This window comes from Staphylococcus sp. GDY8P72P (assembly GCF_016890655.1).
Classification (GTDB): Bacteria; Bacillota; Bacilli; order Staphylococcales; family Staphylococcaceae; genus Staphylococcus; species Staphylococcus arlettae.
Window position 1 is genome coordinate 912 of sequence record NZ_JAFEQJ010000025.1, and the last position, 21,757, is coordinate 22,668.

General features: G+C 37.3%; 22 protein-coding genes and 2 pseudogenes. 5 read left to right on the forward strand and 19 right to left on the reverse strand.

Features of this window, described 5'->3' with window-relative positions; genetic code table 11:
- The first annotated feature begins 471 nt into the window (after positions 1-471).
- Together JVU85_RS10675 and JVU85_RS10680 are read left to right on the forward strand one after the other, a co-directional pair.
- The gene (locus JVU85_RS10675) at positions 472-1,215 is read left to right on the forward strand and encodes a glycerophosphoryl diester phosphodiesterase (RefSeq protein ID WP_204172537.1); all 744 of its coding nucleotides are present in this window, start codon (positions 472-474) and stop codon (positions 1,213-1,215) included.
- A 96-nt stretch (positions 1,216-1,311) separates the two neighbouring features.
- Complete coding sequence (locus JVU85_RS10680) at positions 1,312-1,740, forward strand: MaoC family dehydratase (RefSeq protein ID WP_000872606.1); 429 nt, start codon at positions 1,312-1,314, stop codon at positions 1,738-1,740.
- Between the two features lie 45 nt (positions 1,741-1,785).
- Here the strand turns inward: JVU85_RS10680 and mecA are convergent, their stop codons facing one another.
- Positions 1,786-3,795 (reverse strand): PBP2a family beta-lactam-resistant peptidoglycan transpeptidase MecA, encoded by a 2,010-nt coding sequence (gene mecA, locus JVU85_RS10685; RefSeq protein WP_001801873.1) that lies wholly within the window; start codon positions 3,793-3,795, stop codon positions 1,786-1,788.
- Between the two features lie 96 nt (positions 3,796-3,891).
- On the opposite strand from mecA, the pseudogene JVU85_RS14110 reads away from it, so the two are divergent.
- Positions 3,892-3,999, forward strand: a pseudogene (locus tag JVU85_RS14110) (beta-lactam sensor/signal transducer MecR1); the annotation flags it as partial.
- A 40-nt stretch (positions 4,000-4,039) separates the two neighbouring features.
- Positions 4,040-4,714 (forward strand): IS6-like element IS257 family transposase, encoded by a 675-nt coding sequence (locus tag JVU85_RS10695; RefSeq protein ID WP_001105994.1) that lies wholly within the window; start codon positions 4,040-4,042, stop codon positions 4,712-4,714.
- Between the two features lie 59 nt (positions 4,715-4,773).
- On the opposite strand, the pseudogene JVU85_RS10700 reads toward JVU85_RS10695, so the two are convergent.
- From JVU85_RS10700 to JVU85_RS10715, 4 genes and pseudogenes are all read right to left on the reverse strand, one after another.
- Positions 4,774-5,250, reverse strand: a pseudogene (locus tag JVU85_RS10700) (integrase DNA-binding domain-containing protein); the annotation flags it as partial.
- Between the two features lie 81 nt (positions 5,251-5,331).
- Positions 5,332-5,535 (reverse strand): excisionase, encoded by a 204-nt coding sequence (locus JVU85_RS10705; RefSeq protein ID WP_000814511.1) that lies wholly within the window; start codon positions 5,533-5,535, stop codon positions 5,332-5,334.
- Positions 5,536-5,995: 460 nt separating this feature from the next.
- Positions 5,996-6,226, reverse strand: coding sequence for a helix-turn-helix domain-containing protein (locus tag JVU85_RS10710; RefSeq protein ID WP_000857133.1), 231 nt, complete (start codon positions 6,224-6,226; stop codon positions 5,996-5,998).
- Positions 6,223-6,645, reverse strand: coding sequence for a sigma-70 family RNA polymerase sigma factor (locus JVU85_RS10715; protein WP_000804885.1), 423 nt, complete (start codon positions 6,643-6,645; stop codon positions 6,223-6,225). Before JVU85_RS10715 ends, JVU85_RS10710 begins: the two co-directional genes overlap by 4 nt.
- 504 nt (positions 6,646-7,149) lie before the next feature.
- Between JVU85_RS10715 and JVU85_RS10720 the strand changes: the two genes are divergently transcribed.
- Entirely contained in the window at positions 7,150-7,503 is a 354-nt protein-coding gene (locus tag JVU85_RS10720) for a helix-turn-helix transcriptional regulator (protein ID WP_001227347.1), read from the forward strand.
- Between the two features lie 59 nt (positions 7,504-7,562).
- Here JVU85_RS10720 and JVU85_RS10725 read toward each other — a convergent pair whose 3' ends face one another.
- From JVU85_RS10725 to JVU85_RS10795, 14 genes are all read right to left on the reverse strand, one after another.
- On the reverse strand, positions 7,563-7,730 hold the full coding sequence (locus tag JVU85_RS10725) for a cysteine-rich KTR domain-containing protein (RefSeq protein WP_000336323.1): 168 nt from the start codon (positions 7,728-7,730) through the stop codon (positions 7,563-7,565).
- Between the two features lie 118 nt (positions 7,731-7,848).
- A complete protein-coding gene (gene tet(M) / locus JVU85_RS10730; protein ID WP_000691736.1) occupies positions 7,849-9,768 on the reverse strand; it encodes a tetracycline resistance ribosomal protection protein Tet(M) in 1,920 nt (639 codons plus the stop codon).
- Positions 9,765-9,866 (reverse strand): hypothetical protein, encoded by a 102-nt coding sequence (locus JVU85_RS10735; RefSeq protein ID WP_430977938.1) that lies wholly within the window; start codon positions 9,864-9,866, stop codon positions 9,765-9,767. Before JVU85_RS10735 ends, tet(M) begins: the two co-directional genes overlap by 4 nt.
- Before the next feature lie 274 nt (positions 9,867-10,140).
- Entirely contained in the window at positions 10,141-11,076 is a 936-nt protein-coding gene (locus JVU85_RS10740; protein WP_001224320.1) for a conjugal transfer protein, read from the reverse strand.
- A complete protein-coding gene (locus tag JVU85_RS10745; RefSeq protein ID WP_000769868.1) occupies positions 11,073-12,074 on the reverse strand; it encodes a bifunctional lytic transglycosylase/C40 family peptidase in 1,002 nt (333 codons plus the stop codon). Before JVU85_RS10745 ends, JVU85_RS10740 begins: the two co-directional genes overlap by 4 nt.
- Positions 12,071-14,248 (reverse strand): CD3337/EF1877 family mobilome membrane protein, encoded by a 2,178-nt coding sequence (locus JVU85_RS10750; RefSeq protein WP_000804748.1) that lies wholly within the window; start codon positions 14,246-14,248, stop codon positions 12,071-12,073. The genes JVU85_RS10745 and JVU85_RS10750 overlap by 4 nt, the downstream gene beginning before the upstream one ends.
- Positions 14,249-14,250: 2 nt before the next feature.
- Positions 14,251-16,698 carry a conjugal transfer ATPase TcpF gene (gene tcpF / locus JVU85_RS10755; RefSeq protein ID WP_000331160.1) on the reverse strand — a complete coding sequence of 816 codons (2,448 nt, stop codon included), beginning with the start codon at positions 16,696-16,698 and terminating at the stop codon, positions 14,251-14,253.
- Complete coding sequence (locus JVU85_RS10760; RefSeq protein ID WP_000723888.1) at positions 16,682-17,074, reverse strand: conjugal transfer protein; 393 nt, start codon at positions 17,072-17,074, stop codon at positions 16,682-16,684. The genes tcpF and JVU85_RS10760 overlap by 17 nt, the downstream gene beginning before the upstream one ends.
- An 88-nt stretch (positions 17,075-17,162) precedes the next feature.
- Entirely contained in the window at positions 17,163-17,660 is a 498-nt protein-coding gene (locus JVU85_RS10765) for an antirestriction protein ArdA (RefSeq protein WP_000342539.1), read from the reverse strand.
- 116 nt (positions 17,661-17,776) lie between these two features.
- The gene (locus JVU85_RS10770; RefSeq protein WP_001009056.1) at positions 17,777-17,998 is read right to left on the reverse strand and encodes a hypothetical protein; all 222 of its coding nucleotides are present in this window, start codon (positions 17,996-17,998) and stop codon (positions 17,777-17,779) included.
- 42 nt (positions 17,999-18,040) lie between these two features.
- Complete coding sequence (gene mobT, locus JVU85_RS10775; RefSeq protein WP_000398284.1) at positions 18,041-19,246, reverse strand: MobT family relaxase; 1,206 nt, start codon at positions 19,244-19,246, stop codon at positions 18,041-18,043.
- Between the two features lie 177 nt (positions 19,247-19,423).
- On the reverse strand, positions 19,424-20,809 hold the full coding sequence (locus JVU85_RS10785; RefSeq protein ID WP_000813488.1) for an FtsK/SpoIIIE domain-containing protein: 1,386 nt from the start codon (positions 20,807-20,809) through the stop codon (positions 19,424-19,426).
- 28 nt (positions 20,810-20,837) lie between these two features.
- Positions 20,838-21,221, reverse strand: a complete 384-nt coding sequence (locus tag JVU85_RS10790; RefSeq protein ID WP_001234286.1) for a YdcP family protein — start codon at positions 21,219-21,221, stop codon at positions 20,838-20,840.
- 18 nt (positions 21,222-21,239) lie between these two features.
- Entirely contained in the window at positions 21,240-21,554 is a 315-nt protein-coding gene (locus JVU85_RS10795; protein ID WP_000420682.1) for a YdcP family protein, read from the reverse strand.
- Positions 21,555-21,757 lie beyond the last annotated feature (203 nt).

The following is a 21,757-nucleotide window of genomic DNA, read 5'->3' on the forward strand; positions in this document are numbered from 1 at the left end:
TAAAATTGCAGATAAGAGGTACGTTAAAAGCAATTCCATGCAAAATTGCTGATAAGGGGTAAGTTAAAAGCAGTTCTCAGTAAAATTGCAGATAAGAGGTACGTTAAAAGCAGTTCTAGGCAAAATTGCAGATAAGAGGTGCGTTAAAAGCAGTTCTCAGTAAAATTGCTGATAAGGGGTAAGTTAAAAGCAATCCTAAGTAAAATTGCAGATAAGAGGTAAGTTAAAAGCAATCCTAAGTAAAATTGCAGATAAGGGGTACAGAAAAACTAGACTTGATTACAAAATGGAGCTTGGGACATAAATGATTTTTTAAAAATGAGATGAGACGTAGATTAACTCCATAATCAATACGAATCTATCGACTTCTTTATTTATGATATTCATCTCTTTTTAATGGAAATAAAAGTGCGATTAATGTGATAATACAGTTACGTTAATTAAAAAAATAAAAATGCAAGGAGAGGTAATATGCTAACTGTATATGGACATAGAGGATTACCTAGTAAAGCTCCGGAAAATACAATTGCATCATTTAAAGCTGCTTCAGAAGTAGAAGGTATAAACTGGTTGGAGTTAGATGTTGCAATTACAAAAGATGAACAACTGATTATCATTCATGATGATTATTTAGAACGGACTACAAATATGTCCGGGGAAATAACTGAATTGAATTATGATGAAATTAAAGATGCTTCTGCAGGATCTTGGTTTGGTGAAAAATTCAAAGATGAACATTTGCCAACTTTCGATGATGTAGTAAAAATAGCAAATGAATATAATATGAATTTAAATGTAGAATTAAAAGGTATTACTGGACCGAATGGACTAGCACTTTCTAAAAGTATGGTTAAGCAAGTGGAAGAACAATTAACAAACTTAAATCAGAATCAAGAAGTGCTCATTTCAAGCTTTAATGTTGTGCTTGTTAAACTTGCAGAAGAAATCATGCCACAATATAACAGAGCAGTTATATTCCATACAACTTCGTTTCGTGAAGACTGGAGAACACTTTTAGATTACTGTAATGCTAAAATAGTAAACACTGAAGATGCCAAACTTACTAAAGCAAAAGTAAAAATGGTAAAAGAAGCGTGTTATGAATTGAACGTATGGACTGTAAACAAACCAGCACGTGCAAACCAACTTGCTAATTGGGGAGTTGATGGTATCTTTACAGACAATGCAGATAAAATGGTGCATTTGTCTCAATAGAAAGTTAGAGGTGAGTCTTACGTTTCAGTGACGGTAGACTTACCTTTAACATGTTACATACTAAAAAATTAATTTGAATAAGAAAGAGAGACATATATGAAATACGATGATTTTATAGTAGGAGAAACATTCAAAACAAAAAGCCTTCATATTACAGAAGAAGAAATTATCCAATTTGCAACAACTTTTGATCCTCAATATATGCATATAGATAAAGAAAAAGCAGAACAAAGTAGATTTAAAGGTATCATTGCATCTGGCATGCATACACTTTCAATATCATTTAAATTATGGGTAGAAGAAGGTAAATACGGAGAAGAAGTTGTAGCAGGAACACAAATGAATAACGTTAAATTTATTAAACCTGTATACCCAGGTAATACATTGTACGTTATCGCTGAAATTACAAATAAGAAATCCATAAAAAAAGAAAATGGACTCGTTACAGTGTCACTTTCAACATACAATGAAAATGAAGAAATTGTATTTAAGGGAGAAGTAACAGCACTTATTAATAATTCATAATAAAACAGTGAAGCAACCATCGTTACGGATTGCTTCACTGTTTTGTTATTCATCTATATCGTATTTTTTATTACCGTTCTCATATAGCTCATCATACACTTTACCTGAGATTTTGGCATTGTAGCTAGCCATTCCTTTATCTTGTACATCTTTAACATTAATAGCCATCATCATGTTTGGATTATCTTTATCATATGATATAAACCACCCAATTTGTCTGCCAGTTTCTCCTTGTTTCATTTTGAGTTCTGCAGTACCGGATTTGCCAATTAAGTTTGCATAAGATCTATAAATATCTTCTTTATGTGTTTTATTTACGACTTGTTGCATACCATCAGTTAATAGATTGATATTTTCTTTGGAAATAATATTTTTCTTCCAAACTTTGTTTTTCGTGTCTTTTAATAAGTGAGGTGCGTTAATATTGCCATTATTTTCTAATGCGCTATAGATTGAAAGGATCTGTACTGGGTTAATCAGTATTTCACCTTGTCCGTAACCTGAATCAGCTAATAATATTTCATTATCTAAATTTTTGTTTGAAATTTGAGCATTATAAAATGGATAATCACTTGGTATATCTTCACCAACACCTAGTTTTTTCATGCCTTTTTCAAATTTCTTACTGCCTAATTCGAGTGCTACTCTAGCAAAGAAAATGTTATCTGATGATTCTATTGCTTGTTTTAAGTCGATATTACCATTTACCACTTCATATCTTGTAACGTTGTAACCACCCCAAGATTTATCTTTTTGCCAACCTTTACCATCGATTTTATAACTTGTTTTATCGTCTAATGTTTTGTTATTTAACCCAATCATTGCTGTTAATATTTTTTGAGTTGAACCTGGTGAAGTTGTAATCTGGAACTTGTTGAGCAGAGGTTCTTTTTTATCTTCGGTTAATTTATTATATTCTTCGTTACTCATGCCATACATAAATGGATAGACGTCATATGAAGGTGTGCTTACAAGTGCTAATAATTCACCTGTTTGAGGGTGGATAGCAGTACCTGAGCCATAATCATTTTTCATGTTGTTATAAATACTCTTTTGAACTTTAGCATCAATAGTTAGTTGAATATCTTTGCCATCTTTTTTCTTTTTCTCTATTAATGTATGTGCGATTGTATTGCTATTATCGTCAACGATTGTGACACGATAGCCATCTTCATGTTGGAGCTTTTTATCGTAAAGTTTTTCGAGTCCCTTTTTACCAATAACTGCATCATCTTTATAGCCTTTATATTCTTTTTGTTTTAATTCTTCAGAGTTAATGGGACCAACATAACCTAATAGATGTGAAGTCGCTTTTCCTAGAGGATAGTTACGACTTTCTGTTTCATTAGTTGTAAGATGAAATTTTTTTGCGAAATCACTTAAATATTCATCCATTTTTTTAACGGTTTTAAGTGGAACGAAGGTATCATCTTGTACCCAATTTTGATCCATTTGTTGTTTGATATAGTCTTCAGAAATACTTAGTTCTTTAGCGATTGCTTTATAATCTTTTTTAGATACATTCTTTGGAACGATGCCTATCTCATATGCTGTTCCTGTATTGGCCAATTCCACATTGTTTCGGTCTAAAATTTTACCACGTTCTGATTTTAAATTTTCAATATGTATGCTTTGGTCTTTCTGCATTCCTGGAATAATGACGCTATGATCCCAATCTAACTTCCACATACCATCTTCTTTAACAAAATTAAATTGAACGTTGCGATCAATGTTACCGTAGTTTGTTTTAATTTTATATTGAGCATCTACTCGTTTTTTATTTTTAGATACTTTTTTTATTTTACGATCCTGAATGTTTATATCTTTAACGCCTAAACTATTATATATTTTTATCGGACGTTCAGTCATTTCTACTTCACCATTATCGCTTTTAGAAATATAACTGCTATCTTTATAAACTTGTTTGAAATTTTTATCTTCAATTGCATCAATAGTATTATTAATTTCTTTATCTTTTGAAGCATAAAAATATATACCAAACCCGACAACTACAACTATTAAAATAAGTGGAACAATTTTTATCTTTTTCATCAATATCCTCCTTATATAAGACTACATTTGTAGTATATTACAAATGTAGTATTTATGTCAAAATAATGTTATAATTTTTGTGATATGGAGGTGTAGAAGGTGTTATCATCTTTTTTAATGTTAAGTATAATCAGTTCATTGCTCACGATATGTGTAATTTTTTTAGTGAGAATGCTCTATATAAAATATACGGTTCTGTTGCAAAGTTGAATTTATAGTATAATTATAACCAAAAGGAGTCTTCTGTATGAACTATTTCAGATATAAACAATTTAACAAGGATGTTATCACTGTAGCCGTTGGCTACTATCTAAGATATGCATTGAGTTATCGTGATATATCTGAAATATTAAGGGAACGTGGTGTAAACGTTCATCATTCAACGGTCTACCGTTGGGTTCAAGAATATGCCCCAATTTTATATCAAATTTGGAAGAAAAAGCATAAAAAAGCTTATTACAAATGGCGTATTGATGAGACGTACATCAAAATAAAAGGAAAATGGAGCTATTTATATCGTGCCATTGATACAGAGGGACATACATTAGATATTTGGTTGCGTAAGCAACGAGATAATCATTCAGCATATGCGTTTATCAAACGTCTCATTAAACAATTTGGTAAACCTCAAAAGGTAGTTACAGATCAGGCACCTTCAACGAAGGTAGCAATGGCTAAAATAATTAAAGCTTTTAAACTTAAACCTGACTGTCATTGTACATCGAAATATCTGAATAACCTCATTGAGCAAGATCACCGTCATATTAAAGTAAGAAAGACAAGATATCAAAGTATCAATACGGCAAAGAATACTTTAAAAGGTATTGAATGTATTTACGCTCTATATAAAAAGAACCGTAGGTCTCTTCAGATCTACGGATTTTCCCCATGCCACGAAATTAGCATCATGCTAGCAAGTTAAGCAAACACTGACATGATAAATTAGTGGTTAGCTATATTTTTTTACTTTGCAACAGAACCGAATGAAGCCTTTAAAGAACGTTTGTAGTTATTGATGGTTTGATAAGCATAACCATTTTCACTCATTCTAATAGCCCATTCTTTAGCGTCTGATGGCTTAATACTGTCAATACTTCTTACACCTAACTTGTCTTTCTTCAAAATATCCATAAGATATTTGCGTCCAGTTTCAGTGTTTTTTCTAACCTTTGGTCTTTGAGCGTTCTGTTTTGCGTAAAGCTGGCAGAGTGTCATTTTCTTTCCTACAACATCAATACCATCATGAATGTCTTTCTGTAACTCTGCGATTTTCTCTCTAAGTGAGATACAATCACGCTTTCCTGCTGGTACTCGGTCTGTAGCCACAAGTTTCCACGAGTAAACAAATTGCGGTTCTCCAAATGAATCTATATATTTGTATAAGTATCTTCCGTCTTTTCGTTGGCTCTCTCCAGTCTTTAAGATTCGACCTTTATTGTCACGTCTTTTTTCTGACATGGCATTTGCTCCTTTCCTTTATGGAAAGAGCCTTGATACGACTTAATACTATTTTATCATATACAAGACCCTTTGGCGACGCTAGATTGCGTCCAATGTATCTATAATTTTTTCAAATTGTTTTCGTTTAATCTGAATACGATTGCCATTCATAATCAGCCAATTTGCATTTTTATTTTCCTCTGCCAAGCGTCGTAGCTTGTTTTCGCCAATACGAAAATATTTTGACGCTTCTTCAATGGTTAGGGTATAACGTTCCCAAATAGGAATGTCAGTCTGCTTCATAAAATCCTCCTTTCCAAATCACTTATTTGGATTTCATAAAAGTTGTTTTACCAGCAATCGAACAGCTTTAGCAAAGCTCACGGGAGTTCCACCCCTGCATGGTTCTCATGTAGCCATACTCATTGCCTGCGACGGTTTTATCACGCTCGGACTATTGACTGTATGGGAGTATCATTATCACGATAAGAATGTCGTTGCAGGCAATCCTGCTAAAGATTGCTTCTCGGATCACTAACATGAATCGCTCGCTATCTTTATAAGATAGGTCATGGCGGTTAGTTCCGTTGGCTCTTTTCTTATCGAAACGTATTCGATTACTTTTATTCAGTTTTCAAAGAACAATGGCTCGTTAGCCTATCAAAACACATTGAAAGCTCAATATGCTTTGGTGGAATAACAAACCTCCCTGTTCGGGAAGCGTGGAATGGTTTAGCACGCTTCCACGAAAGGAGAGAGGATATTACTTAATTTCAAATGACAAAATCTTTGTAATCAGTCTGGTTTCCATTCTTCCACGTAAGACTTCATCAACGACCATACTTTGATTGCCATATTCATCTTTCATAAGTCGTAGGGAACGCTTCGTTATGTACCCTCTGTAATGATGTAGAATCTGGTTAATCGCTTCGGTATCGCCATCTGTTGCCTTTACAATGAGAGGAAAGGGAATCATAGGATATTGTGTTTTCATTCTTCAAATTCCTCCATAAACTTTTTAATTAAGGCTAGTCCACTGGTTCTATGCCGATAGACAGTAGAACGGTTCAATTTCAACAGGTCTGCAATTTCTGAATCGCTCATGTCCATAAAGTAAAACAGCAGTAGAATTTCACGTTTCTTGTCTGGCAACTCACGTAATGCTTCACTCAACAAATCATTTTCAACGCCTACTGATAACCCATTGAGTGTAAAAATCTGAAAGTCAGTTGAATAGTTATCTGTTGTCGCAAACTGGCTAACAAGATAATCGCCAACATCCGAAAAGGACACCTCACGCTTTGCAATCCTTGAAAGATAAAGCATATAATTCTTTCGCTCGTCTTCCATAGCACGTTTACAGATATAGTCAAACTGATTTTCTATTGTGGTCTGAAAAGAAGATGGTTTCATGTTTCTCACCCCCTTTCTGTCTAGGAAAGGAAGTGAGCCTTGCTCGTTTATCTCCTTTCACTCTTAGTCCCAATGTGAAAGGGGGATTTGTTGCATTACTGATAAATAAACTTTGTAAAAAAGTTCTGAATAGCCAAAAAAGCATATAAACAGATTTATTTCTCTGTTTACATGCTTCTGTTATTCTATCTATATGATTTATAAAACCACATTGGTGGACGTACTTATCTATTGCAGATAGACGACTTTTTTTGACAAGAACCCAATGTAAGGAAATTTATTGTATATGATGTACTTCATGGCGACGTTGACCTCCAACAAACCGCCATTTGGAAGTAATATACAATATTTTAACAGCGTAAATAGCACTACCATATAACGGTTTTTTTTATTGGCGTTTAGTAGTGCTTTTTATTAAATATAAACCTATAAACCATATAACACGTTTTTCTATACCTGTTTTTAATTCAGTAGGAACAATAAAATGTATAGAGGTGGTCTACTATGCGTAAAAAAGAAGATAAATATGATTTTAGAGCCTTTGGTTTAGCCATTAAAGAAGCTCGATTGAAACGAGGTTTAACTCGTGAACAAGTGGGAGCATTGATTGAAATTGACCCACGGTACTTAACTAATATTGAAAATAAAGGGCAACACCCCAGCATACAAGTTCTTTATGACCTTGTATCGTTACTTCATGTTTCCGTTGATGAATTTTTCTTACCTGCTAATAACTTGGTAAAAAGCACCCGACGATTACAGATAGAGAAATACATGGATAGCTTTACAGACAAAGAACTATCCTTAATGGAATCTTTAGCCAGCGGTATCAACGAAGCAAGAAACATCGAAGACTAATTAAAAGAATCCATACATAACGGAAAGAGCCGATAAAATGAGATTGTATTAATCTCATTTTATCGGCTCTGCGTCTTTGCGTCTGGCTCTGTAATCACAGTTACTTTGAACTGCTTTATTTCAATTAAATTTTCTTGTCTGCATTTCGGACAATAGAGGGGGAATTTTTTTAATTCAGTATCTTCCCTTATCTTTAATCGTGTTTTATTTCCACATACAGGACACAATATCCACTTGTAGTTTATAATAACTATCTCCTCCTTTACACTTTAATTCAAATCTTTATTAAAAAATATTTCATCTTATTTAACAAGAAACCATATTTATATAACAACATAAAATACACTAAGTTATTTTATTGAACATATATCGTACTTTATCTATCCGACTATTTGGACGACGGGGCTGGCAAACAGGTTCACCGGTAGTAACATGGTACCCTTTTAACTCTGTTAAACAAACACTACGTCCATTTGTAAAGAAAGTTAAATCACTACGATATTCTTGAATACACCGAGCAGGGATTTCTCCACTAAGAATGACCTCATTATTTTTCAATTGAGTGTCTACGATGTTCGCACAATATTTAGGAGCATCGTTGTATGCTCGTGAAAGATATTCCTGTGGCGCATAAATTTTAAAACTAAGATATGGCTCTAACAATTCTGTTCCAGCTTTTTTTAAGACTTGTTCCAATACAATAGGAGCAAGCATCCGAAAATCTGCTGGAGTACTAACAGGGCTATAGTATAAACCGTACTTAAAACAGATTTTACAATCCGTCACATTCCAACCATATAATCCTTGTTCGCAACCATAGCGTATCCCTTCCATAACTGCATTTTGAAATGATTGATTTAAGTATCCAAGAGAAACCGAGCTCTCATACTGCATTCCACTTCCCAACGGAAGCGGTGATACAGATAAACCAATGGAAGCCCAGAAAGGATTTGGCGGCACTTCGATGTGAATGGTATATTCTGCATTTTTTAACGGTCTCTCCATATAAATGACTGTAGGCTCTTTTAGTTCTATCTCCACATGATACTTTTCTTGCAACAGTGCACTAATCACTTCCATTTGTACTTTCCCTAAGAAAGAAAGTATAATTTCATGTGTCGTAGAATCCACGTAATATCGTAGAAGCGGATCACTATCTGAGATTTCCAAAAGGGCATCAAGCAACATTTCTCTCTGTTCAGGTTTACTCGGTTCAACAGTTGTTTGTAGTAGAGGGTGCGGATTTTCAATCTTTTTTCTCTGTGGCAATAGTTTTGTATCTCCAAGAACACTATTTAACTTCAAAAACTCATTTTGCAAAATAACAATTTCTCCAGAATAAGCTCTATCAATCTTACATAATTCACCATTTATTGAAGTATACATTTCTGTAACTTTTATTTTTTCTTTTTCTGATACTCTAACCGAATCTCGTAAATGTAGTACTCCACTATAAAGGCGTATATATGCAAGACGTTGTCTTTTTTTTGTATATTCAATTTTGAAAACATTTCCGCAAAGTTCAGACGGACCTCGATGTGTTGATGAATAAAATTTATTAGTAATAACTTCTATAAGGTTATCAATCCCTATATTACTTTTTGCACTTCCATGATAAAGAGGGAACAGAGAACAATTCTGAAATCTTATGCTTTCCTCTTGTTCGAGTTCCAATGCTTCTAATGATTTACCGGACATATATTTCTCTAAAAGGTCATCGTTTCCCTCTATTACCGTATCCCATTGTTCAGATTCGGTAAAGTTCGTCACACACATATTAGGATACAGTTCTACCTTCTGTTTGATTACAATTTCGGCAGAAAGTTTCTCTTTAATATCCTGATAAACCGTTGATAAATCAATTCCATTTTGGTCAATCTTATTGATAAAAAAGATTGTGGGAATCCCCATTTTCCTAAGTGCATGAAATAATATACGAGTTTGTGCTTGTACGCCATCTTTTGCAGAAATCAGTAGAATTGCCCCATCTAAAACTGATAATGAACGATATACTTCTGCTAAGAAATCCATATGTCCTGGCGTGTCTATGATGTTCACCTTCGTATTTTCCCACTGAAAAGAGGTTATTCCTGTCTGAATTGTAATTCCTCTCTGACGTTCTAAAAGCGTATTATCCGTCCTCGTTGTACCTTTGTCCACGCTTCCTAATTCTGTAATCGCTCCACTGTTATATAATAAGCTTTCTGTTAAGGTAGTTTTTCCTGCATCAACATGAGCTAAAACTCCAATATTAATAATTTTCATGTGATTTTCCTCCATTCAAAAACCCAAAAGGGCATAAAAATCCCAGTGATAANNTTATCACTGGGATTTTTATGCATAACCATAGGTATACAAAGCATACAGATATTCTCTGGATACTTTAGAATCACATGATAAAGGTATTCTTAAACTGGGTACAAAAAACTAAGCCCTCCTAAAAAAGGACATCTAATTATTTGTTCCCGCTATCAAATTGACAGTTTATTTAAGAATACCTTGCCGCATATTTATTAACTCCTTTTAAATAGTCACTTAAATAATAGCACGTAAGAGCATATTTGTAAAGGAATCTCCAATTTTTTATCAAAGAGAGTACGTGATTACAAAATAGCTGTAATAATGTACCAATATTTGTTATTCTATAATCTTCCAATTACTCCCGTTCTTTTCAAGTACCAAATCAAATTGAGATACCTGCGTTGCTTTGGTCTGCTGGTCGATATACTCCACTGTCAGCGATACCGTGACTTGATTATCCTTACGATTGTGAATAGGATTTACCAGTTCTTGAAAGATGTACTCTTTTCCGATTGGTTTTAATATCCCGTCATTCACATAGTAGGAAAGTTCACTGGCTGTCGCTGTAGGATAGAGCTTGAAGAACGTCGTTAAAAACTCATTGATTTCATTGGTTGTAATGGAATCAACCGTCCCCTCACTTTCAATGGCTTTTGGTTTATAACTTGATTTCTTAGGTATGTTGGTAATGGTCGGATTCTTAACCAGTACCATATTTCCAGAACCATCTACATAGACACTCACTATATAAGCAGAGTGGACGGTCTTTGTATTTTCTCCCTCTGTAATGAGCTGGTCTACACTGTAGGTTACATTAAACTCATTGTCGCCAGTTGGCTCTACCGTCCATATCTGAAATCCTCTTACAGAAGACGATACAGGAATATCTTTGCGTACTGTATCAACATTGAGAGCTTGAAGTTCATCTGTCAGATAGCCTTTTAGACTTTCCATTCGATTATCAATGGACTTATCGGATTGCTCCCATGAATAGTAGACTTTCGCAAAGTTCTCTACAAAATTTTCTACATGATGAGTATCAACGTATTCCTTTTCTATGATAGTTGTTTCGTGAATAGTATGAGTATCTATAGCTGTAAAGTGCTTGAATATCGCAAAGCTGAAACTAAGCCCTAAAAGTACCCACAAGGCAATCACAACCTTTTTATGAGGATTGACCTTATAGTAGACACGAGGTTTCTTTTCCTTTGGTATCTGTTTTTCTTTATTCTGATTTTTTCTAAATTTCATCATTAAATCTTCCTTTCTCATTGTTTGATTCGTCCTGCTCCCACTAAATGCTGTTGCCAGTAGGGGCTTGTTAAGTCGGCATAACCGATTGGGTCGCCTGCATGAAACATACGGTTATTGCCAAGGTATATCCCAACATGAGTAATATAAGAGCCAGCGTTATAGGTAGAATGAAAGAAAACCAAATCGCCAGCTTGTGCTTCCGATAGTGGGATATGCTGGGTCACATCATATTGCTGTTGTGCGGTTCGTGGTAAGTTAATTCCAGCTTTTCCATACGTCCATTGTGTCAGTCCGCTACAATCAAAAGAAGTAGTCGGGGAAGCTCCACCGTAAACGTATCGCCAGCCCTCATATTTCAGTGCTTCGTCCATGATGGCTTGTACCGTATCATCATCAAACTCTGTTGTGACAAGATACTGCGTTACCAGTTGCACATAAAACATATTGCCATAGTTGTATCGCCAGCCCCCATTGATAGGTATGGCTATGGGATTGGGGTAAGACACTTTTTCGCCACCTGAATACTCTTTTGAGAAACTTTGAGCCAGTTCAAAGGTATATTTATTTCCACGATTAGCCACATACCCTAAGAAACCACCACCATAATTGTAGGACTGGATAACCGATTCTAAATCTACACTGAGCCTTTCGCTACTGGCTAATAATTCACTGAAATACTTCACACCTTGCTTAATGGATTCTTCTGTACTCAATGAATTAGGTGGAAGACCGAGGGATTCCGAGGACTGCATAACATCTTCCGCAGTACCGCCCGATTCCACCTGTATAATCGCAAGAAGTATGTTGACATATTCTTCAACGCCATATTCTTTGGCATATTTTTCTACCATAGGCTTATGAGCCAGCACTTCTGCGGAAACATTCACACCTCCATAATGAATATTGGAAATTCCGCTGTCCTGTTCATCTGAAAATAAAATGGCAACAAACAGAAGCAGTGAGAAGACCATCAAGAATAATCCAGAACCACCAATCACTAAAGTTTTCAACTTCATGGTTTCTTACCGACTTTCTTAATGGTGGCGGTTTTGATTGGTGGTCTACTTCTTGTATTTTGTAGTGGTACTCTTTGAACAGTAGACGGACGTTCTTTTGTGATTGGACGTTGTGAAGTTCTATCTGCTGTAGTGGTTGAAGTTGCTGGCTTTTGAACGGTTTTTTCTTGAACGGTATTGCCTTGGCGTTCCACTTTTGGACTTGAAAAATCGGACTTAACTGCTGGACGCTCTTGTTTGGCTTGTTGAGATTCCTTATATGAAGTCTGAATATTAGACTGTTTTGAGGTCTGTTCATCATGATATTGTTCTTGTCTTGTAGTCGGTCTTTCATGAACAGAAGAAGCAGGCTGTTTTTTCTGTTTGACCTGTTCCATTTCAGAGCGACGCTTCGCAATGGTTTTTCGCCTTTGTTCCTGCTGTTCCTTGCGTCCACTGGCTCTGTCCGCTTTGGTTTGAGAAATACTACTGGTTAAATCACGGACATTCTCTTTTACTTTGGATTTTCCTTGATATACTGCATATCTTGCATTGGTCGGCAAATCTTTAACCTGTTCTTTCAAACCACTAGCAGTGTCTACCATTCTGTCTTTGGTATCAGCTACTGTACCGATGGTTTGACCGATACGTTTTCCAAGTGTTGATTTTTCCTTTCCGTCTGGTCGGGAGTGATCTGCTTGTGTCCTTGCAGAACTCCCCGAACCCGACTGTCCTTTTTTACCTGTAACAATGGCAGACCCAGCCCCTAGAGTAGTCATGGAACGTCCAAGTTTCCGCTGTAGACGGTGCATGTGAGCGTGCATAAGCATACGAGGTTTTCTCATCACACGACTTCCCACACTTTGAGAATCGTTACTCTGTAGAGAAAACATACTCATTAAATCGCCCAGCTTGAAGTAGATTCCTGCAAAGGTCACAATCTGTAGAAAAGCAATCAAAAAGAACGGATAACCAGCCGATAAGGTATAGAGCATGGTTGAAATACTAAATGCTGTCGTAATAATCAATGTGATTCCAGCTCGTGTCAAAATGGTATTAAAGAGCTTTGTTATGGCTCGTTTTGACATACCATCAAATGATGGAATCATGCTTAAAATAAAGCTCACAGGCAGAAACATAGCATAGATGATAAAAAGTACCTGCGAGAAAATCATGATTCCTGTTAATAGGAATACAAATATGGAAATCCCAATATTGAAGACAAATAGGAAGAAGACTGTACCTAAACGGTTAATGGTCTTTGTAATGGTTAGATTGGTATTGCTTCTGTCTTCAATTTCTTCCGCAACAATTTTTTCTCTGTCTTCGCCATTGTTGGAATCTGGGCTGGTGGAGAGCAGGCTTTCCACACGGTCAATACCGATACTTTCAATGTCTGAACTGTTGTATTGAAGCAGTAGCCACGGTTGCTGAACCTGTATGGAAAACAGGCTATCTCTGATTAAGTCCACGCTGTCCTTGCCTTGACTATCGGAATGGGGCATGACAATCTTCGTGCCAAGTGATAAACTGGCATTACTGATGTCTGATGAAAAGTCATTGATTTTTTTAATGTAGTCGGGAGCGTAGGCAATAAAGGAAGCCGATAGGATAAACACCAGCACAAAATTCATAATGGCATGAATTGCCTTTGTGGTTTCTCTCTTTATCAGTCCCGTATAGGCAACATAAACCCCAAGAACCAAAATCAAGAGTAAGAGGAATCCAACATAGAAACCCTCTGTTGAAAATCCGTTTGCACTCACACCAGCTAAGGTCTGCATATTCTTACCAATGGAATCTGCTGTAGCGGAAATGAAGTCTAAGGAATAGGCTTCCTGTACTAAGTAACCTGTCGCATTGGAAACATACAAACTGATTGTCCAAATAAAATTGGTAATGGCATATAGTCCATACATGACCTGTTTTCCAATCCCGTCCGACCAGTTCCACGGAAGCCAGCCCCAGCTATTATCCACATAAAAATCCAGTTGATAGTTTTCAAGTGGGTATCGGCTGTATTCATTTGCCACATTGACCGTATCATCTACCAAGCCCGCAGCTTGAACCACCGTTCCCAGCATGGCTAAAAGAAAAATGGCAATCACAAGTGTGAAAGCCACTGTCATTGCCACTTTACCTAGACGTTTCAGCGTCCAGTTTGATTTTATTCTGTTTACTATTGATGGTTTCACATTTACACCTCTTTTCGCACAGGTGGTCTGGTATCAAAGGCATGGAGCAGTTCTTCAAATACAGGGTGGAACTGTATCACACCGACACGACCATATAAATCACTGATAAGGCATTGCCCGTTTTCCAAATCACGCAATCGCTTCTGATTGTTTTCGTCCTCTGGGTCTACACCAAAAAAGGCTAAGGTCTTTTTAATCTCGTTAAGGTCAGTGGAACGAAATGCAAATTTTAAGCCGAGGTTATTTTTCAGTTTTTCATCTAAGAGGTCGTCTGTATTTTGGGTCACGAAATATACCCCAGCGTTCATAGCACGACCAGCCCGAACCAGCTTCATAGATAGTGTTTTTCCTTGTGCTACCTGTAAAAAGCTCCATGCTTCGTCTAAATCTACAATCTTGAAAATGCTTCGGTCTGTATGGATAAAGTCTAAAGCAAAGGTACTAATGACAATCAGCATAGCAACGGATAAAAGCTCCATAGTGGTATATTCCTCAAAGGAAGTTTCCTTGTCGGGAAGTACCAAGTCCGCAACCTGTATAATGTTCAGTTGTTTTTCTAAGCTGATAGACTGCTCCACATAACCATTACTGAATAATAAATGTGCAAAGTCATAGTCTGTAAAACTTTCGATATGGTCGGCTATACTGGTACTTAGTGGCGTATTCTCAACCCGTAATTCCTCAATCACTTTCATCAACCCTCGTACTTCACTATTGGTTACTGCACGAATGGCTTTTCTAAGGATTGGGAAGCGTTCCCCATCACGAGAGGAAATCCCCGTAAGGAATGTCAGAATATCAATAGCCAGTGATTCAGAATCTTTGGGATTTTTCATAATCACATAAGGGTCAAGTAAGCCTTTGTTTTTCTCATCAGAAGTCAGAGTGACGATATTGATTTCATGGGAAATCTCTGGCAAGGTTTCTTTCCATCTGCCACGTTCTGCTTTTGGGTCTACAATCACTGCTTGTGCCCCATAAAGCACCGCATAATAGACGATAAGGTTATTCGCAAAGGATTTACCACCACCCAGCGAACCAACAAAAGCCGACGCTAACGCATTGGTTACTGAACCCTTAACCCCTTGACTGGCAAGAGCAGGTTTCAGATAGACATTGCGTCCAGTATCTAAGCTGTAGCCAACATAAATCCCCTCATTTTCCCCCAGCATTTGAGTAGCACCAAAACCTAAACCAGCGAGGAAATCAGAGGTCACGTATTGAATATAATCATTCATATAACGCTTGCTGGCAGGTAAAAATTCTTCATGTAAGCCGAGCATATCCCCAAATGGTCGTACCAGTTTTACGCTTAAATCGTCATAAAAATCTTTCACTTCATTACAACGACGTTTGAGTTCGTCAAGATCATTTGCTGATACCCTTACCACATAAGACAGCTTGTACATAGATTCCTTGCTTTGGTCTAAATTGGTTTCCAGCTCATTCACACTTTCCAGAGCTTCCGCCACATTGGAGCTGGTTTCATTATCACTTTGCCAAGCGTGGTTATCCAAGTCTTTCAGTTCTTTCTTTTTATTGCGGACAGTAGATAGGGCTTTACGATTCGCTACAATTTCCACATTCATTGACGTATCAATCGGGAATGTAAATTGCTGTTGCTGGTAGTAGAAGATTTCAGAGGACGGGAAGTCCAGTTCTCCGACAATGCTGTTAATGGTAAAGTAAGCTACATAGACGGTTTCATCTTCCTGCTGGATTTTCAAATATCGCTGTTTTTCTTCCACCAAACAGCGAGTAGGCTTAATCAAGTCATAGTATTTAATCAGCGTTTCATTATCCAGCTTTTTCTTTGATAGATGGTACTCATACTCTTCATAGGCAGTGCCTGTCTGTCCGTAAAGGTGTTCAATCAGATAGCCGAAGTCGTCCTTATCTAACCTGCGGATTTTGAAACGACGAGAGATTTTATTTTCTAAGAGCTTTTCCATCTTCTGAAAACGCAGGATTTCATCATTACTCATACTAACAAAATCGCCCATCAGCTTATGGTTCACATCATAGACAAAATCAGACAAAGCATTTTTTGCTTCAACGGTAAGACTTTTCATAGAAAACTCCTGATCGTTGAGAAGCAACTTAAAGCCGATAAAGAAACGGTAGTTCACTTGATTTTCGCCAATCATGGATATTAAAGCGTCTGTCTGTTGGTCGATTTTGTCATAGGCAACCGCTTTGAGCTTGCCAGTGACTTCATTTTTGGAACGCTCTTGTGCAGAACGTATGCTGGATTCTGTACTGATTTGTAAAGCATGAATTTTGCCATCACGATTTTGTGCGATAAGCTGTCTGAAAGAATCATGCACTTGTATTTTCTGTTCTGGACTTAGAAATGAGTAATTGTAAGGAACAAGCTCATAGTAAGCATAACATTCCCCGTCTTTATTCCAGACGAGATTGTTTTCAATGTATTTAATTGGATATGCCATAAAATTCACTCCTAACTGCTGTAATGGCTTCTTGTGGCTGGTTTCTGCCAAGCGTTACTTTTTTTCCTGCATAGGTCAGCTTTGGTCGCAGTGCATAAGCAATGACAGACTTCAAAAATCCATAAGGCTTTTTACCATCAAAAGTTTTTGTAGACATAAACCATGTGAAAGCCACAGGAATCCCAAAGTATTTGAGAAATGCTCCCTCTATCATGGAAAGAGGGGGCAAGTTGCCAAGTATCATCACTGCAAAGAGTGACACGACAAACCATGTCATTTGCGTAAAGGTTATGGGAAACGGAAGTCTAAAATCATTGATAGAATACAGTACCTTTTCCACAGACCAGATACTGGTATAGCTTCGTATTTTCTTCATGTAATCAATCCTTTCATAAAAAATAGGGGTAGCTGATTGAGCCACCCCGTAAAATAGAAAATCTGCCAGTAGTAATGTACCGACAGATTTAATAGACGATTTCAAAAATCCCATGATTGGTTGAGATAAACGTTCCTGAAAGGTCTAAATCCCGACCATAGGCTTGATAATCAATATAGTTTTGAAGACTAGCTGGTACTTCGCCTAAAGCACCCGTTTCTTCAATGTAGTAGCGTGCCACGTCATACATATCATCACAATCGGAATGAATGATAATATCCTCTTGATGTTCGCTTAGTTCTTCAATGCTTGAAAAATGAGTGAGCAGAGCAGATAGCTCCGATTGTAATTCTTCGGGTAATTCCGATACCATTTCCCATAGTCGATTGAGTTCGCCAATGGAAGTGTATTCGTCAACCGTAAAGGGTAACTCGTAGTCATGAATGGCGTATTCCTCATATTCATCATTCAAGCCGATTTTCTCTTTGACTTCCTCAAAGTCAATGGGAAAGGTAAACCACGCACCGACCAATTCGCCCTCATTGTATTTGCCTAAATTCGCAATATAGACTTGCATATCGTCCATATATTCACGTCCTTTCTTTGTAGAGATTCAAAAATCCCTACCGCACTTCGTTTGGTGTACCATTCCTTTGCGGAACATAAGAAAACCACTTATATTCCACAAAAGAACGGTTTTATTTAAGCACCAATAATGCGATTGAATAGCTCTAGTAAAATGTCTTTTACTCCAGCAGCGTTGAAGACTAAGCCAACCGCAATAATCGCAATAATTAAAAAGCCAATCAGTTTGCTAAACTCACGCTTGAAGCCAAGATACAAGCCAATCACAACGATTGCTAAAAGCACCAGTGATTGAGCGTTTGATAGAAACCAGTTATAAAGGTTTTGTCCAAAATTCATAAAAATGTTCTCCTCTCTATATTCAATGAATTTGTATTTGAGTTATTTTTTTGTTGTTATCACGTCCTGTTCTTTTACTGACTGTTGCTTCAAAATCTGCTTGTGTCGGTCTGTCAGTTTCGCATGGTCGAGAATGTCTTTTACAACCTGCGTCTGGTTGATTTCATCAAGTTTAATCGCAACCTTTAAGGTCGGGGCAACTTGATGAGATAGCCAGTTCAGCGTCCTTTGGAAGGAGTAAGGCTCTGGTTTTGTGGTTAGTTTTAATCGTTCACGATTGTTCCCAATAAACCAAGCCCATTCTTCATTCAGTTTCCAATCAGAACGAGGTTTGGAATCGTCTTTATCTACAAAACGGATATACCGATTGATAATTTTAAAGGCGGTATGCTCTGGATTGTCATAGACGAGTAAATCACGGACTGCATAATAGGCACGCTCATTTTTCAATCGAATCTCAAAACGGTTTTTTACTTCTGCGTCTTCAATGGGAATATCATTTTTCTTGTACTGCTCGTAGTCCTTTTCATAGATACAGAAATAAACTTCACTTTGTAATGAACCGATATAGAGGGTGTTTCCCATACATTCCTTTTCCTCTTTGCGTACCAGTTCGCCACTGCGATAGCTTTTAAAACTGCGGAAGACGGAGATACATTCTTCCTGTTGGCACTTTTCAGTGAGTACAGGGATATTCAAAATCCCTGTCTTATCGTTAATGGCAAGGTCAAGGCGTTTCATCACACCGCCAGCCACCAAAACGTCCATAAAGAACTCATACCAGCTTCTTTGTTGTGCCAGAAGATAGCTTTCAAATTGTCTGCACCCACGACCTTTCAATTCCACCAGAACTCCTTTGTCCAGTTCATGGGAGCAAAGGACGAATATGTCGCCTAAAGCATAATGCTCTGAATAAGAATAGAAACCATAGTCCTCATGAAGAAAATAGGACAGTTTCAGTTGTAAGATGTTTTCGACCACCTGCTGTACGTCTGTTGTCGGAAAGCGAATCCTTACATAATCAAACAGCATTTCAAGGGGAGCGTCGGGATTGAAGCGTTCCAGAGCTTCCCAAAGGGACTGCTGTAAATCCTCTGATGGCTTGACTTTTCCTGTTTCAATATCGCTTAGATACTGCCTTGTAATACCAGTCGCAACAGCTAAACGGTTTTGAGATAGTCCATAAGCCAAGCGTTTTTCTTTTAAATGCTGTAACCAAGTTTGTTCATTCAGTAAAAATCCCTCCAATCAAAAAGGCGTATGTCAACTTTTAAAGCCCATTTGACATACGCTGAAATTTTGTAAATCCCTTGTAACCAAAGGATTTTCTAATGTTTTTTTGACTGTTTCCTGTCGATTTGTACCCCCCTGTTAGATACGGGGGGTTAAGTGCTGGCGTGGCTATTGCCACACCAGCCAGCAAGATCAGTCCACACCTGCGACTTCCGCTTCGCACGTCGCCTGCGTGGACTGTCTGCTGTTGGATAACTTTTTAATTTCCTCCAAGAAATCATATCCTTTTGGTACAAGGGGAGTATAAAACTCTGATATGACACTTGTTCCTACATCAACATAGCCACGACCTTTGATTCGCTTTAAGAAGAAATCCTTTTGTACGTCACTGCCAAACATCATGCCATAGCCCATTTCAGACATACGACCTAAAGCCACTCTGAAATTAAACTGATCACGGATTCCGTCGCCTAAATATTTTGCGTCTGGACGTTGACAAGCCAGTATTAGAAAGAAGCCAGCTTGACGACCTAACATGACAATCTGTTTCAGCTTATTCATAACTGCGGTGTTTTCTTTTGTTCCCAGCATTTCCATGAAAGCGACGTATTCATCAAAGATTAAGAAGTGTGCCGGGAGACCTAAGTAAGCATAATTTTTGCCAGTCTTATAGTTCTTCATCTGCTTCATTTCCTCACTACGTTTCATCATTTCTTCATAGAATGTTTCAATGCAAGAAAGCAAGTCTTCTTTTCTATAGTAGACATTTGCCATCACAGAACCTAAGTCCGCAAGGTCAGCATTTTTCGGGTCAAGAATATACAGTTTTGAATCTGTATGAAGCAAGGCTTCAATCAGTGTCAGTATAAAGTAAGTTTTACCGCCACCTGTACCACCAGCAATCAACATATGAGGGAGCTTATCATATTCCCACCATACGTTTTTCATTAAGCGAAGTTTACCATCTTTAGCTTCTACTTCATCAATAGAAATACGACTGGCTATGGTGTCATAGAGCAAAGTATATTCCACATAGGAATCCTTTAACTCTTTATCCGTCAGCTCACAGTACAAGCCACTCTCTAATTTCTTTTCCAAGTGTAAGAGTTGGTCTTGATATTTTCCCAGCGTGATTTCCACCCGTATCTGTATCAAGCCATTTTTAAGTCGATAATACATTTTAGGGAAGTAGGTTATCTTTTCCTTTGTACGACCAGCACTATCTTTAAAGAAACCCTCTGTTTTGACCTGTTCAGATTCATACCACTTGTTTTCAAGTATCATCTTTGCCAGTTTTTGACGGTGGTAAAGTTGTTTAACCGTATCATAGCGAACCCGTTTGAATACAAACGCTACCAGCAAGCAGATAAGAATTGCGACACTGAAACTGATAATTAAATAGGGAATGTCAATCTTATCTGCTTGTGATAGGTTAAAATCCTGCCAGTTGATCTGCTGGATTGTCTTCACATGAAACAGTCCGACAACTAGCAGGAAAACAGGCAGGAGTGACGCTATCGTAAAATGAAAGACTAAATCTTTACCAGATGGGCGAATCCTTTTACCACGCTGTTTCATGCGAAAAAGTCTCCTTTCTACCTAGCGACTATTTGTCTTGTGTCGGTTCTTTCTTTGCTTGTGGTTGAGCTTTGAATGAACTAGAATCCTTTGTCAGCACAATATCGTCTGCCTTGATATACCAGTCAACATCTGCTCCTTGATAGGTGGCAGTAGCAACGGTGTCCGCAATGGGATTGATAAGTTCCACCCGTGCGTTATAATCAAACTCTTTCAAAGGCACGCTGGCAGGAATACTTACTTGAATCATGCGTCCTTGTCCTTTGGATTTTAAGTCATAGGTACGTTCCTTGATTTCATCTGAAACCGACCCGTCTTCATTTTGGATTCTCACTTCACGACGTAGAGCAGAGAATTTCAATTCTCCAAAAGTCGTGTCTTTATCTAATACAATGCCATTTGCTAATCTCATCATTTTTCCTCTCTTTCTTTATTCTTTTATCATGTCGTCAGCATGTAAAAGGTAATTTGTAAAACCACGAGTGCCGATTTTGTAGCCCTCTGCGGTAATACGTGGATTGACTAACTTCACACGTTCCTCAAAGCCGAAATGTTTTTCGCCAGCTTCAGCAGGAAGCACCACCACAATATCATCTGCTCTTTGAACATCAGAATAGAGATTATAGCTTCTTGATAAGACAGTTAGCCGTCCGTTGATTCTTCGCTGAACGACTTTATCCTCGCCAGCAAATTCTAAATTGCCGAATGTTTTTTCCATGTTGGGAATCACAAATTTAAGTTCCATATTTTTACCTATCCTTTCTTTTTTATTGGCTGAATGAATGTTTGATGGTCTTAAAGAGTGGGGAACGACCTTTTGATTCTTGATTTTTTGTTTTCATAAGTTCACTTCCTTTCAAAATCGGGTAAAAAAATAGACACCTCATTTTTTGAAGTGTCTACCTATTAAATATTCAAATTTTATTGGAAGTATCTTTATATCTTCAC

Excerpts from the sequence above, each read along its gene's own strand:
- JVU85_RS10675 (WP_204172537.1), top strand. The coding sequence starts at position 472 with ATGCTAACTGTATATGGACATAGAGGATTACCTAGTAAAGCTCCGGAA.
- JVU85_RS10680 (WP_000872606.1), top strand. The coding sequence starts at position 1,312 with ATGAAATACGATGATTTTATAGTAGGAGAAACATTCAAAACAAAAAGC.
- JVU85_RS10695 (WP_001105994.1), top strand. The coding sequence starts at position 4,040 with ATGAACTATTTCAGATATAAACAATTTAACAAGGATGTTATCACTGTA.
- JVU85_RS10705 (WP_000814511.1), bottom strand. The coding sequence starts at position 5,535 with ATGAAGCAGACTGACATTCCTATTTGGGAACGTTATACCCTAACCATT.
- JVU85_RS10710 (WP_000857133.1), bottom strand. The coding sequence starts at position 6,226 with ATGAAAACACAATATCCTATGATTCCCTTTCCTCTCATTGTAAAGGCA.
- JVU85_RS10715 (WP_000804885.1), bottom strand. The coding sequence starts at position 6,645 with ATGAAACCATCTTCTTTTCAGACCACAATAGAAAATCAGTTTGACTAT.
- JVU85_RS10720 (WP_001227347.1), top strand. The coding sequence starts at position 7,150 with ATGCGTAAAAAAGAAGATAAATATGATTTTAGAGCCTTTGGTTTAGCC.
- JVU85_RS10740 (WP_001224320.1), bottom strand. The coding sequence starts at position 11,076 with ATGAGAAAGGAAGATTTAATGATGAAATTTAGAAAAAATCAGAATAAA.
- JVU85_RS10745 (WP_000769868.1), bottom strand. The coding sequence starts at position 12,074 with ATGAAGTTGAAAACTTTAGTGATTGGTGGTTCTGGATTATTCTTGATG.
- tcpF (WP_000331160.1), bottom strand. The coding sequence starts at position 16,698 with ATGGCATATCCAATTAAATACATTGAAAACAATCTCGTCTGGAATAAA.
- JVU85_RS10760 (WP_000723888.1), bottom strand. The coding sequence starts at position 17,074 with ATGAAGAAAATACGAAGCTATACCAGTATCTGGTCTGTGGAAAAGGTA.
- JVU85_RS10765 (WP_000342539.1), bottom strand. The coding sequence starts at position 17,660 with ATGGACGATATGCAAGTCTATATTGCGAATTTAGGCAAATACAATGAG.
- JVU85_RS10770 (WP_001009056.1), bottom strand. The coding sequence starts at position 17,998 with ATGAATTTTGGACAAAACCTTTATAACTGGTTTCTATCAAACGCTCAA.
- JVU85_RS10785 (WP_000813488.1), bottom strand. The coding sequence starts at position 20,809 with ATGAAACAGCGTGGTAAAAGGATTCGCCCATCTGGTAAAGATTTAGTC.
- JVU85_RS10790 (WP_001234286.1), bottom strand. The coding sequence starts at position 21,221 with ATGAGATTAGCAAATGGCATTGTATTAGATAAAGACACGACTTTTGGA.
- JVU85_RS10795 (WP_000420682.1), bottom strand. The coding sequence starts at position 21,554 with ATGGAACTTAAATTTGTGATTCCCAACATGGAAAAAACATTCGGCAAT.